The sequence below is a fragment of the Streptomyces olivaceoviridis genome (genome assembly GCF_014650115.1).
GTDB classification, from domain to species: domain Bacteria; phylum Actinomycetota; class Actinomycetes; order Streptomycetales; family Streptomycetaceae; genus Streptomyces; species Streptomyces olivaceoviridis.
The window spans coordinates 212508-225380 of record NZ_BMUI01000012.1 but is presented as its reverse complement, the minus strand read 5'-3'; the positions used below and the strand labels follow the sequence as shown (position 1 = coordinate 225380).

Here is a 12873-nt window from a genome sequence, read left to right as displayed (position 1 = left end):
GGCGTCGGGCCGGTGCCCGAGGGGTTGGACGAGGGGAGCGTTCCGCGGTGACGCAGGCTCACGAGGAAGAAGTACTGGCCCGGATCGCCAAGGGGCTGGTCTACACCGAGTCGGAGGCGGCCTTCCAGGCTCCTCGGCGCCGCACCGAGGAGATCTTCGAGTACAACCACACACCACCGGGCCACACGGAGAAGCGCCGTGCGCTGCTCGTCGCGATCTTCGGCTCGGTCGGGGAACGCACGGTGCTGCTGCCGCCGTTCCACGCCGGGTTCGGCAGCAACGTCCACATAGGTGACGACTTCTTCGGGAACGTGAACCTCACGTTCGTGGACGACGTGGACATCCGCATAGGCGACGGTGTCATGATCGCGCCCAGCGTCACCCTGACCACGACGGGACACCCGGTGCACCCTTCGCGACGTGCCGACTTCGGCCGGTTCTCGGAACCGATCGTGATCGAGGACAAGGTCTGGATCGGCAGCAACGCGGTGGTCCTGCCGGGCGTCCGCATCGGGTACGGCTCGGTCATCGGCGCCGGCAGCGTCGTCAGCCGCGACATCCCCCCGATGACCGTCGCGGTGGGAACCCCGTGCCGGGTGCTCCGCCCCATCACGGAGGAGGACCTCACCACACGCACAGCCGGGCATTGAGCCGCAGCGACGTCGTGGCGACCGTCCACCGACGGGGCGAGCGGGGCTTCGTCCTCTCAGCGCCCCGCCAGCGAGGCACGCAACGCCGCCTTGTCCGGCTTGCCGCTCGCGGCCACGGGAACCTCGCTGATGCCGATGACACCGACCGGGACGCCGGCCTCGCCGAGTTCCCGGGCCACCAGCTCGCGCAGCACGTCGGCGTCCGGCACGGCCCCGGGGTGCGGGACGACGAAGGCGTGGATCGCCTCGCCGGTCCGGTCGTCCGGGACACCGACGACATATGCCTGGTCGATGTCGGGATGGGAGGCCAGAACCCGCTCGATGGGGCCCGCGTAGTGGATGACGGCGTTGACGATGACGATGTCGCGCGTGCGCCCGGACAGCCGCAGATACCCCCGCGCGTCGAGCCGGCCGAGATCCCGGGTACGGACCCAGCCGTCCCGCAGGACCTCCGCGGTCTCCCGAGGGTCCTCCCAGTAGCCGTGGAACGCGTCCGCCAGCCGGACCCACACCTCGCCCGTCCGGCCCGTGGGGAGATCCCGTCCGTCGGGATCCCGCACGGTCATCTCCACGGTGTCGAGCGGGCGTCCGACGCTGTCGGCGAGGCCGGGATCGGCCGCCAGCTCCTCCGGTTCGAGGACGGTCAGCATGCCCGTCTCCGTCTGGCCGTAGGCGTGGTGGACCACCGGCCCCAGCAGCCCGGCGGCCTCGGTCAGCCGGTGCGGGGCGAGCGGGGAGCCGGCCACGACGAGGGCGCGCAGGCTGCTCGTGTCCACGGTCCGGTCGCGCACGGCGTCGAGGATGCCGTACAGGCGCGGCACCGTCGTCATGCAGGCGGTGATGCGGTGGTCGGCGAAGACCTCGGGGAACCGCAGGGGCTGGTCCGGGATGACGGCGGTGCCTCCGCCGAGCAGTGACAGGCAGACGTGTTCGAACATGACGGCGCTGCTGAGCGTGCCGAACAGCAGGAAGCGTGCGTACCGCGCCGCGAGGCGCCGGGTGCGATCGGTCCAGCGGGCGGGTTGCAGGGCCCAGTCCTCCGACAGGGCGTCGTAGGTCACCATCGTTCCCTTGGGCCGGCCGGTGCTGCCGCTGGTGAGGTGGATGACGCCGATGCCGTCGCGGTCGCCCCGGGCGGTGAGGTCGTCGGGGCCGGGCGTGCCGGGTGCCGGGGGCCGTGCCACGCCGCCGGTCTCCAGCAGGGGGATGTCGCCCGCTTCGGCGGCCAGTTCCGGCCGGCTCGCGGCGTCGTCCGTCACGACGGCGTCGATGTCGCGGGCGAGGATGTCGCGCAGGTGCTCGCGGGTCAGCCCGGGACGCAGCGCCACCACCTGGCAGCCGACGACATGGGCGGCCACGCGGACGGCGAACGCCTCCGGCGTGACACCGGTGTCGAGGGCCACGCGGGATCCGGCGGTCAGTCCCGCACCGCGCAGTCCTCTGACGAACCCGGCGATCAGGTCGAGCACCTGTCCCCGGGTGACCGCGCGTCCGCCGTACTCGAAAGCGGGCAGACGGGGAGCGTCGCGGAACGCGTCGACGAGCGCTTGCGGAAAGACTTTCCCGGGCTTTTCGTCCACTTCGTCTCCACTCTGGGCCGGAAATCGACGTAAAGGCAGCGTGAATGACTGGAAAACGACCATGCGGGGTGCGTGTGGCGCACTCGGTCCGCCAATCACGCCTTCACGTTAACCGACGGGGGAAATCCACCACCCCCGCAGGTATGTGACCTATATCACGCAGGGCTGGGGTGGCTCCGTTCTTTAACCGTCAAGTACCGTCTTTCCCGCCCCCACGGAAGGCAGGAGAAGGCCATGTCTGATTTAGGGCAGGTTGACTATCTCGTCATCGGCGGCGGCCCTGCGGGCCTCCAGGCCGGGTACTTCCTCCAGAAAAGCGGCAGAGATTACCTCATCGTGGAAGAAGGCGACGCTCCCGGCGCTTTCTTCACCCGTTTCCCCAGACACCGGACCCTTATTTCCTCCAACAAGGTGCACACCGGTTGGAGTGATCCCGAACTGCGTCTGCGCGTCGACTGGAACTCCCTGCTCTCGGACGAGGGCCCACTGTTCACCGCGTACTCCCCGCGGTACTTCCCCCCGGCCGACGACATGGTCCGCTACCTGGCGGACTTCGCGCGGGCGCACGACTTGCGCATCCGCTTCAACACCCGTGTCACGCGGATCTCCCGGCCCGACGGTGACCTTTTCACGGCGACCGACCGGGATGGCAACGTTGTCCGGGCCCGGCGCGTCATCGTCGCCACCGGCGTCTCGCGGCCGTACGTGCCGCCCATCGAGGGCGCCGAGGAGGCCGAGCACTACGACCAGGTGTCCGTCGACCCCGCCGAATTCACCGACAAGCGGGTACTGATCATCGGGCGGGGCAATTCCGCGTTCGAGACCGCGGACAATCTCATCGAGACCGCCGCCGTCATCCACGTCGCCGGACCCGGCTCCCTCAAACTCGCCTGGCGGACCCATTTCGTCGGACATCTCCGGGCCGTCAACAACAACTTCCTGGACACGTATCAGCTCAAGTCCCAGAACGCCGTACTGGACGGCGACATCCTGCGGATAGTCCGGAAGCCCGACGGCACCTATGTGGTGAGCGTGCAATTCTCGCGCGTCGCGGAAGTGGTGAAGGACATCTCGTACGACCGGGTCATCCTCGCCACCGGATTCCGGTTCGACGCTTCGATCTTCGACGACGACTGCCGTCCCGAGCTCGTCGTCAAGGACCGTTTCCCGCGGCTCACCGACGCCTGGGAATCCGTGAACGTGCCCGATCTTTATTTCGCCGGCACCATCACCCAGTCCCTGGACTTCAAGAAGTCGACCAGCGGCTTCATCCACGGTTTCCGGTACGGCGTGAAGGCGCTGCACCGCATCCTCGAACGCCGCCACCACGACCAGGAATGGCCGCACACCACCCTGCCCGCCGCCGCGGGCCCCGTGACCGACGCGGTCATCGAGCGGGTCAACCGCACCTCGGCCCTGTGGCAGATGTTCGGGTTCCTCGGCGACGCGGTGCTGGTCGGCACCGACGGCGAGGTCCGCTACTGCGAGGAGATCCCGGTGGCGCACCTCCACGAGGCCGCCGCCCGGGGCGAGTTCGGGAACGTGGCCTCCTACTTCACCGTCACGCTGGAGTACGGCGCCGACCACGACCAGGTCGACCCCTTCGACATCACCGTCAGCAGGACGCCCCAGCAGGACACCAGCGGCCTCGACGCGCGCTATCTGCACCCGGCGGTACGGCAGTTCCTGCCCGACGGCACCGGCAAGCCGGTCGCCGAGCACCACATCACGGAGAACCTGGAGAACGAGTGGGACAACCCCGACGTCCACGTCGGCCCACTGCGCTCCTTCCTCGCCTCGCGGCTGTCCGCAGGGGACGACCTCCCGGCCGGCGAGGAACTCGCCGCGCCCCGGGCATGACCGGCCCGCACTGCGGCCCGCCGCACGATCCAGCCGAGTCGGCACGCGAGAAACTCAGGCCCGAGCACTACGACTACTTCGCCGGCGGCGCGGGCGAGGAGACGGCGCTCAGGGAGAACGAGGACGCCTTCGGCCGGCTGGCCCTGCTTCCCCGGGTGCTGCGCGGAGGCGCCGACCGCGACACCCGGGTGAGCGTGCTGGGCCGGCAGTGGCCGGCGCCGCTCTTCGTCGCGCCCACCGCCTTCCACCGTCTCGCCCACCCCGACGGCGAACTGGCCACCGCCCGCGCCGCCGCCGCGACCGGCACCCCGCTGGTCACCGGCATGGCCGCCACCACCGCCGTCGCGGACGTCGTCACCGCGGCCCGCGAGACCGACCCGGACGCCGTGGTCTGGTTCCAGCTGTATCTCCAACCGGAGCACGAGGTCACCGCCGAACTGGTGCTCCGGGCCGAACGGGCGGGGTGTTCCGCCCTCGTCGTCACCGTCGACTCACCCGTCTTCGGCAGGCGCACCCGGGACCTGCGCAACGGGTTCCACGACCTGCCGCCCGGTCTCGCGGCCGAGAACATGCGGGACCTGCCCGGTGCGGCACCCGGCGCGACCCGCGACATCGCCATGCGGCCGGCCGGCTGGGACGACCTGGCCGGGCTGCGCGAGCTGACCGGCCTGCCCCTCGTCCTGAAGGGCGTCCTGCACCCCGAGGACGCGCGTGCCGCCGTCGAGCAGGGCGTGGACGCACTGGTCGTGTCCAACCACGGGGGACGGCAACTCGACGCCGCCGCGGCATCGGTCGAGGCACTGCCGGCCGTGGCCGAGGCCGTCGCCGGACGGGTGCCGGTCCTCATGGACGGGGGAGTGCGCCGGGGCACCGACATCGCCCTGGCCCTCGCCCTCGGAGCCCGGGCCGTCGGCGTGGGCCGGCCGGTGCTGTGGGCCCTGGCCACGGGCGGCGAGGCCGGCGTACGGGAGGCGCTGACGGCCCTGCGCGAGGACTTCGACCAGGTGCTCGCCCTCTGCGGCGGGCACCGGCCGCAGGACCTCACGGCCGACCAGGTGGTCCCGCGCGGGCTCCCGTACCGGCCGCGGGGGCTCGCGGCCGACCAGGGGGCCCCTCGCGGCCTTCCGTACCAGCCCCGGAGAGGAGAACGCGCATGGTGAGCAGGAGAACGGCGGCGGCGCTCGCCGCGGGCGGCGCGCTGCTGCTGTCCTCCCCGGCCTGGCTGCCCGGCAAGGTCGTCGCCCTGCGCACGAAGGTCTTCGCCCGCGTCAACGGCGACGAGGGCATGCTCCTCCCCGACGCCACCTTCGGCCCCGACCGCTTCCAGGAGGTCTACGGCCACCCGGCCGCCGGGGGCCGCAGCAAGGGCGCGGCACTGTCCGACCTGTTCTGGTACTGGCTCGCGCCCGGCGCCGACATCCACCAGGAGCACCTGGAGGCCGGACCCCGCTACGACGAGGTCGCCCGCCGGACGCTCGCCATCCTCTCCGGCCCCTCGGCGGAGCTGTACGACGCCGCCGCGCGTCACACCCGGCGGGCCCTGGACGCGGCAGCCACCGACCGCGTGCGCACGGTACGGCTGCGCGACCTGATGATGCCGGTGTGGGCCGAGTTCTTCTACGGCCTGGTCTTCGGGGAACCCTGTCCGGCCGAGGCCCGGCGGCTGATCGTCGCCCACGCCGAGGACGTCGTCAACGCCCTCAAGTGCACCCGTCCGCGCCACATGCGCCGCCGGAACCGGCTCACCCGCTACCTGCTGCGCCGCCTCGCGGCCGGTGACGTACCGCACGCGCTGCCCGCCGGCCTGACCCGCCGTCAGCAGGCGTACTACCTCCAGGGCACCTTCTTCAACACCGCCGTCGTCCAGATGTCCGAGGCGATGGCCCACCTCCTGCTGGTCCTGGCCCAGCACCCGGACGTACAGGAACGAGTGGCGGCCACACCCGACGACGACCGCTACCTGACCCATGTCATGAACGAGACGTTCCGGCTCTACCCGCTGTTCGGGGTGGCCCACCGGATCACCACCGCGGACATCGCCCTCGACGGTCTGCCCACGATCCCGGCGGGCTCCGTCCTGACCTTCAGCTACCCGGACTACCACGCCACCGGCTACGCCGACCCCGAACGCTTCGACCCCGGACGCTGGGCGACGCTCTCCGCGAAGAACGCCCACCACATCCCCTTCGGCGTCGCCGCCAACCGGCCCTGCCCCGCCTGGCGCCTCGCACCCGTCGTCATGCGCGCCGCGACCCGCGAGGTGCTGGCCCGGTACGTGCTCGACTCGCCCGTCAGCCACACCCGCTCCATCCCGCACCGCGCCCCCTGTCTGCTCCTGCCCCGGGACCGGCCGGTCCCGGACCGCCCCCGACGCGTCCTGCGCACGGCACTGACCGTCCGCGACCGCGCCGAGGACGTCGGACGCAGCCTGCTGCAACTGCTCTTCGGCACCTGGATGGTGCTCGACGCCCGCCGCACCAGGCCCGCCGCGACCTACTTCGCCCGGTACGACACCGAGGGCCGCCCGCTGGACGGCGACCACGGCTCGCCCGGCACCGCGGCGGGACCCGGTCAGGCCGCGCCCACCTGCCCCTACACCGGCCGGAGCGCCTGACAGGGGCACCCCCCTACGTCTCCTCACCAAGGAGTCACCGTTGTCGACCACCGAGATGGGCCCGGCGTTCTTCCTCGCCGCGGCCGTCATCCTCGCCGCCTGCCGCCTCGTCAGCCGGCTGCTGCGCCCGCTCGGCCAGCCACCCGTCGTCGGCGAGATGGTCGCCGGCGTGGCCCTCGGCCCCTCCGTACTCGGCCTCCTCTCGCCCGGCCTGGAGGAGGCCGTGTTCCCGGACGAGATCCGTCCCGTGCTGTACGTGGCGGGACAGGTCGGCCTCGTCGTGTTCATGTTCCTGTCCGGATACGAGTTCCGTACCGACCGGCTGCGGTCGGTGGGCCGTACGGCGGTGCCCGTCTCGGCGGCCGGCATCGTCGTGCCGCTCCTGCTGGGCACCGGACTGGCCTGGGCGGCGCACGACGCGGTGGACCTCTACCCGGACGGGATCTCGCCCACGGTGGGCGCGCTGTTCGTCGGCGTCACCGTGGCGATCACCGCCTTCCCGATGATGGCCCGGATCATCACCGAACGCGGCCTGACGAACACCCGCTTCGGATCGGTCTCCCTGGCCGCGGGCGCGCTGGACGACGCCGTGGCGTGGGTCCTGCTGGCCGGGGTGCTCAGCATGGCCGGCAGTGGTGCGGACACCTTCCTGCGCGCGGTGATCGGCACGGCCGGTCTCGCCGTGTTCCTCGGGATCTTCCTGCGTGTCCGGCCCAGGGCCCTCGATCGGGCCCGGCGGCTGACCGAGGACCACATGCTGCTGGTCACCGTCCTCCTGCTGTTCCTGGCCGCGTGGTACACCGACCGCATCGGCCTGTACGCCGTGTTCGGCGCCTTCAGTCTCGGTGTCGCCTTCCCCCGCGACCCGGTGGTGACCCGCGCGGTGGAGGCCGTCGCACCGGTGAGCCGGATCGTGTTCCTGCCCCTGTTCTTCGCCTACTCCGGCCTCAACACGGACTTCACGCTGCTGTCCGACGGCAAGCTGTTGCTGTTCACCGTGGTCTGTGTGGCGGTGGCGATCATCAGCAAGTTCGGTGCCTGCTGGGCCGCGGCGCGGCTGCTGGGCGAGCCGCAGGCCGTCGCCGTCCGCGTCGGCACGCTGATGAACGCGCGCGGTCTGATGCAGCTCATCGCCATCAACGTGGGCTTGTCGGCGGGCATCGCCTCCCCGGCCCTCTTCGGCGTCCTCGTGATCGTCGCCCTGGTCACCACGGTGATGACGGCCCCCCTGCTGGCCCTGCTGGACCGCCGCGACCAGAGCCGGCGGCCGGAGGAGGCTCCCCTGGCGGGGATGACACCGACCGCGAGGGAACCATGACGTCGTCCGAGGGTCCACTCCCGCACGCCGACGTGGGCCCCACGACCGGTACCAGCGGATCGGCGGTCTGCGGTGAGCGCCCGTTCCGGTCGGCGACCCGGGGTCGACCTGCCCGGCGCGTCGAGAACACCGGCTGAGGCCCGTACGCACGGTGAGCCCGCCCGGCCGGGGCGAGCCCACCGCGCGTCACACCCGAAGGCGCTCCCCCGGCGGAGGGGGCCGACGCCGGCGGTCCGCGAGCAGCCGTTCCGCGAACGCTTCCTGCCGCGCGCCACGGACGTGGGCCAGACCCAGGGCCGTGGCGCGCGGCGAATGCGCCGCCGGCCCGCGCCGGCGGGGAACGCCAGGTCGGTTCGGCCGGTCCAGGACATGGCTCACGGACGCCCACGCCTTCCCCTCGGGCAGGCTGCTGCTCGCCGCCCGCCCGCACAGGCCGAGCGGCGACTGCGCGCGCAGCCGGAGGTGGTCGCCTCCACGGGCCGCGAGCCGCGAGCAGGAAGAGCGAACGTTCAGACGAGGGTGCCGAGACGGGCCGGCCTGGACGTGCCATGGACACGCCTCGCGTGGGCGGCGTAGCGGCGGCGCCCGATGACGGGTACGAACAGGCGGACGGGCAGCGGCGCGTGGGCGAGAACCGCCTTGATGACCTCGGGATCGCCTTCGTACATGGCCATGCCGAACGTCAGCGGAAGATCCTTCTTCGCGATGGCGCCCATACCGTGCTCGCCCAGCCCTCTCCATTCCGCGGCGGTGACATGCCGCTCGGCGAGAGGCAGTACGACCTTCTCCTCCGTTGCCATGTGCGCCACAAGCACGGACAGCAGAAGCTCGAAGGCGTCGGCGAGTTCCTCGCCGCCCCGCCCGGTCGAACGCCACTCACGCAGGAGTTCGGACACCTCGAAGAGGGACCGGTCGATGGACCGGTGCTGCGTCTCCATCATGGGCACGCTGGACAAGGCCTCTTCACCGCCCCGGTCCAGGAGCTTCGGCCACAGCAGCGCGTCCTCACCCTCATGATGCGTGTGCAGAACGCGGCACACGAGATCCGCGTGCGCGCCCACGACGGCGGCACGCGTGGCATCGCCCGGGACGACGTCCCGGATCAGCTGCGGCAGCAGCCGGAATTCACGGCGCAATGGAAAGGCTCAGGACCGCCTTTCCCTCTCGGCGCCCCATTCCAGCAGAAATCCCTATGGATCAGTGAGGTCGATCCTCCAGCCCACGTGCACGATACTGTCAACTTCGTGGCGAGTCGCGCCCCGGAGAGGTACCGAACAGTTTCCGGTATTCCCGATTGAACTGCGACGGGCTTTCGCAGCCCACGCGGTGGGCGATATCCGTGACGCTCCCCGAACGCGCCCACAGAAGTGTCCGGGCGGTTTGCAGGCGCAGCGTTTTCTGGAACCGGAGCGGTGTCACGGACGTCGCTGCCCGGAAGTGCCGGTGGAAGGAGAACGTGCTCATGCCGCACATCCGGGCGAGATCGGCGACGCTGAGCCGCTCGTCGTAGTGCTCGCGGATCCAGCCGATGGCCCGGACGACATGTGCGAGCCCGTTGTCGGCCCGGCCGATGCGCCGGGTGAGCGCGCCCTGGTCGCCGGTGAGCAACCGCCACAGGATCTCCCGCTGACAGGACGGGCCGAGGACACGCAGGTCGTCCGGGCAGCGGGCGACCCGTAGCAGTCGCACCACGGGATCGAGCAGCTTCGGTGTCGCGTCGCTGACGAGAAGTCTCCGACGGGCCGGTGCCGTGGCCGTGTCGGTCGTCTCCAGCAGCAGTGAGGCGATGGCCTGCGGGCTGAGGTCCATGATGAAGACAGCGGTTCGAGGATCAGAGTGAGCAGTTCCTGAAGAGGTTCCATTCTGGAGCTCCGCGTGCGGGTGCCGCGAGCGGCACTGTGCCGACGGTGTCAGCCGGGCGGCCTCCTCATGAGGGGGCGTGCGCCGGCGTGCTGTGATCGTCGTCAGGGGCGTCGTCCGTGGCTTCGTCCGGCGTTCCGAGCGTTCCGAGGTGTTGTTCCGCCCACACGGTCTTGCCGTCGACATGGTGGCGGGTCCCCCAGCTCCGGGTGAGCTGGGCGACGATGAGGAGTCCGCGTCCGCTCTCGTCGAAGGTGCGGGCCCACCGCAGATGCGGGGAGGTGCTGCTGTTGTCGGAGACTTCGCAGATCAGCCCTGTGCCCTGGAGGATCAGGCGCAACCGCACGGGAGGACCGGCATAGCGGACGGCGTTGGTGACGAGTTCGCTGACGATGAGTTCCGTGGTGGCGACGGCCTCCTCAAGGCCCCACGCGGCCAGCTTCGCCGCGACGTGCTTGCGGGCCTCGGAGGCGGAGGCGAGGCCGGCCGTGAGCTCCCAGGTGGCGACGTTGCCGCTGCCGAGCCTGCGGGTGCGGGCGGCGAGCACGCCGGCGTGGGCGTGACGCCCACCGGACAGCAGCGTGTCGAGGGCGGCCTGGCAGATGGCGCCGAGGCTGGGCTGGGATCCGAGGTCCGCCACGGACAGCGCGGTCGCGACGGCCTCGTCCACCGGCCCGGATGTCCCGGGGCCGTGTCCGCGCAGCACGAGCACACTGCCTTCGGGGAGACGGACCTCCGTGGCCTCCACGGGCGGCCGTGCGTGTCCGAGCGGCGGGCTGGTCGGCAACTCGACCGTGGTGACGACGCCGTCGGGCCTGATGACGGTCGGCGCCGGACACCCGGCGCCGGCGAGGGCGCAGCAGCCGGAGACGGGGTCGTAGACCGCGTACAGGCACCTCACAGTGACCTCGGACGCGCCCGCGCGGTGCCGGCCCTCGTCGTCGGCGGGACGCAGCCGGGTGAGCACGTGCTCCAGACGGGTGAGGAGTTCCTCCGGTTGCAGGTCGAGGTCGGCCAGCGTGCGTACCGCGGCGCGCAGTTCGGCGGTGATGGCGGGCGTGGCGGCCCCGTCCTCGACGGAGCCGGCGACGAGCGCGACGCGGGCACCCGGCAGCGGAATCGCGTCGAGCCAGTAGGCCTGCGCGCTCGCCGTGCCGTCGGCGGCCGTGCGGCGAGCGGCGAGATCCACCGCCGCGGGCTGCGGCAGGAGGTCCAGCGGCAGATCGGTCACCGAGGGCCCAGGTGTGCCAGGGGGCGCGCTGTCGGCGGACTCCACAGGCCGCTCCGCGGGGGCCGGAGCCGAGCGTCGGGGACGCAGGCGCGCCTGGCAGACGACGAGGCTGAGGACGAGGGACAGCGCAGCGGCGGCGATCACGACCGTTCGGCCGCCTTCCGAGACGCCGTGGATCGCGAAGCCGTAGACAGCCACACTGGCCACCAGCGTCGCCACCCCGATCGTGAGGGTGCCCCGAACCGGAAGCAACGCGGCGGCCACCAGGGGCGCCAGCACCGAGTAGGCGGACCAGCGGACCAGGCCCCCCGTCGACGCGCCCAGTTGGACCGCGCAGGCCGCGCACAGGTAGACGGCGAGCAGCGAGCCCGGCTGCCACAGCAGACGTCGTACGGTGGCCATCCTTGTCACGGTCCCTTCAGGGTCGGCCATGTGCGGGCGGGACATCAGGGGCGGGGGGTCGTCGTCGCCGGTCGTGTCGCTGGTCATGCGGTCGCCTCTGGTGCGGGTCCGGTGAGGGGCGCCGGGACGTGGCAGGAGCGGGCGGGGGAGTGTACGGCCACCATGGCGAGGTCGTCGTCCAGGTGCCGGCCCGCGTAGTTCCTCAGGTCCTTGCTGATGTCCTGAAGGAGGCCGTGCGGACACCGCCACGCCCAGGCGGCGGCGCGTTCGAGGACGGGGTAGAAACTCCCGGTCGCGTCGCGGGCCTCGATGAGCCCGTCGGTGTACAGCAGCAAGGTGTCTCCTGGGGCGAACGCGAAGGTGGCGAGGGGGAATTCCTCCGCCGTGCTTCCGGCCAGGCCGAGCGGCGGAGCGGGTCGGGTCACACACAGGGCGGTCACGGGGCCGCGTCGGTTCACCAGAGGCGGGGGATGTCCGCAACTGACGATCCGGACGGTCTCCTCCCCGTCGGGAAGTTCGACCAGCAGGGCCGTGATGAAGCGCTCGGCGCTGTCGGACGCCGACTCGGCGATCTCGGCCAGGTGCCTGCGGACGCTGCGCTCCAGAGCAGCCGCCAACTCCGGGAGTGTCGCGTGCTGATGGGCCGCCTCGCGGAACGCGCCGAGCAGGGCGGAGGCGTCCTCCAGGGCCGGGAGGCCCTTGCCGCGGACGTCACCGATGAGGATGCGGGTCGCGCGGCCGGTGCGGGCGGCGGCGTACAGGTCACCGCCCACCTGGGCGTGCGCGGTGGCCGCCCGGTACGCCGACGCGACACGCAAAGAGCCCAGTCTGCGGGGGAGGGGCCGCAGCAGAACCCGTTGGGTCGCCTCGGACACGGCCCGCACCTGCGTGAGTTCCCTCAGGTCACGGTCGTGCAGGGCGCGAGCGGCGATCACCGAGGCGGAGACGGCCAGCAGGGCGCCGATGTGTACGGGCAGCAGGGGCGAACGCACCAGCCCGTCGTGCCAGTCGGCGAGGACGACAGCCGCACTGGCGGCCAGCGCCATGACGACCGTGTACCGGGTGCGCGCGACGGCCGCGGTGAAGGTGGGGGCGGCCACGAGGAGTGGTGAGAGGTGAACGGCAAGGGGGGCGAAGGACGCCGCGAGAGTGATCGCCGCGATCAGCAGGAGGGGAAGGGCCACCTGGGCTCGGGCACCGTCGGCAACGGGTCTGCCGGTGCCTGGGGGACCGGGCCGGAACCGATGTTCCCACCGGTGTCGAAGTCTCCGCGACAGACGGCCCCCGTGGCCCTCCGTGGCCGGTGCCGGGACACCGCGGGAAGGAGATTTCATGGGGGGTCCTATGAGGGTTCGAAC

Annotated in this window: 10 protein-coding genes; 5 read left to right on the top strand and 5 right to left on the bottom strand. The window is 71.8% G+C overall.

What is annotated here, in order from left to right:
• Nucleotides 1-47: 47 nt before the first annotated feature.
• A complete protein-coding gene (locus tag IE273_RS23580; protein ID WP_189817138.1) occupies nt 48-650 on the top strand; it encodes a sugar O-acetyltransferase in 603 nt (200 codons plus the stop codon).
• A 56-nt stretch (nt 651-706) separates the two neighbouring features.
• Here IE273_RS23580 and IE273_RS23575 read toward each other — a convergent pair whose 3' ends face one another.
• Complete coding sequence (locus IE273_RS23575; protein WP_373309387.1) at nt 707-2230, bottom strand: class I adenylate-forming enzyme family protein; 1524 nt, start codon at nt 2228-2230, stop codon at nt 707-709.
• A gap of 234 nt (nt 2231-2464) precedes the next feature.
• Here IE273_RS23575 and IE273_RS23570 point away from each other — a divergent pair, with 234 nt between their 5' ends.
• Genes IE273_RS23570 through IE273_RS23555 form a run of 4 tightly spaced genes read left to right on the top strand, consistent with a single transcriptional unit; the run spans nt 2465 to nt 8022 of the window.
• A complete protein-coding gene (locus tag IE273_RS23570) occupies nt 2465-4090 on the top strand; it encodes an NAD(P)-binding domain-containing protein (protein ID WP_189817137.1) in 1626 nt (541 codons plus the stop codon).
• The gene (locus IE273_RS23565) at nt 4087-5250 is read left to right on the top strand and encodes an alpha-hydroxy acid oxidase (RefSeq protein WP_189817136.1); all 1164 of its coding nucleotides are present in this window, start codon (nt 4087-4089) and stop codon (nt 5248-5250) included. Before IE273_RS23570 ends, IE273_RS23565 begins: the two co-directional genes overlap by 4 nt.
• Nucleotides 5244-6704: a cytochrome P450 gene (locus IE273_RS23560; protein WP_189817135.1), complete on the top strand. Its 1461-nt coding sequence runs from the start codon at nt 5244-5246 to the stop codon at nt 6702-6704. Before IE273_RS23565 ends, IE273_RS23560 begins: the two co-directional genes overlap by 7 nt.
• 40 nt (nt 6705-6744) lie before the next feature.
• Nucleotides 6745-8022, top strand: coding sequence for a cation:proton antiporter (locus IE273_RS23555; protein ID WP_189817134.1), 1278 nt, complete (start codon nt 6745-6747; stop codon nt 8020-8022).
• Between the two features lie 509 nt (nt 8023-8531).
• On the opposite strand, the gene IE273_RS23550 is transcribed toward IE273_RS23555, so the two are convergent.
• The 4 genes from IE273_RS23550 to IE273_RS23535 form a co-directional block, all read right to left on the bottom strand.
• On the bottom strand, nt 8532-9158 hold the full coding sequence (locus tag IE273_RS23550; protein ID WP_189817133.1) for a hemerythrin domain-containing protein: 627 nt from the start codon (nt 9156-9158) through the stop codon (nt 8532-8534).
• A gap of 100 nt (nt 9159-9258) precedes the next feature.
• Nucleotides 9259-9831 carry an AraC family transcriptional regulator gene (locus tag IE273_RS23545; protein ID WP_229887413.1) on the bottom strand — a complete coding sequence of 191 codons (573 nt, stop codon included), beginning with the start codon at nt 9829-9831 and terminating at the stop codon, nt 9259-9261.
• A 118-nt stretch (nt 9832-9949) separates the two neighbouring features.
• Nucleotides 9950-11602 (bottom strand): ATP-binding SpoIIE family protein phosphatase, encoded by a 1653-nt coding sequence (locus IE273_RS23540; protein WP_189817131.1) that lies wholly within the window; start codon nt 11600-11602, stop codon nt 9950-9952.
• Nucleotides 11599-12615 (bottom strand): PP2C family protein-serine/threonine phosphatase, encoded by a 1017-nt coding sequence (locus IE273_RS23535; RefSeq protein ID WP_189817195.1) that lies wholly within the window; start codon nt 12613-12615, stop codon nt 11599-11601. Before IE273_RS23535 ends, IE273_RS23540 begins: the two co-directional genes overlap by 4 nt.
• Between the last annotated feature and the right edge of the window lie 258 nt (nt 12616-12873).

Bases quoted from the DNA above. Each gene is read 5' to 3' on its own strand.
- IE273_RS23570 (WP_189817137.1), top strand. From the start codon at position 2,465: ATGTCTGATTTAGGGCAGGTTGACTATCTCGTCATCGGCGGCGGCCCT.
- IE273_RS23565 (WP_189817136.1), top strand. From the start codon at position 4,087: ATGACCGGCCCGCACTGCGGCCCGCCGCACGATCCAGCCGAGTCGGCA.
- IE273_RS23560 (WP_189817135.1), top strand. From the start codon at position 5,244: ATGGTGAGCAGGAGAACGGCGGCGGCGCTCGCCGCGGGCGGCGCGCTG.
- IE273_RS23545 (WP_229887413.1), bottom strand. From the start codon at position 9,831: ATGGACCTCAGCCCGCAGGCCATCGCCTCACTGCTGCTGGAGACGACC.
- IE273_RS23540 (WP_189817131.1), bottom strand. From the start codon at position 11,602: ATGACCAGCGACACGACCGGCGACGACGACCCCCCGCCCCTGATGTCC.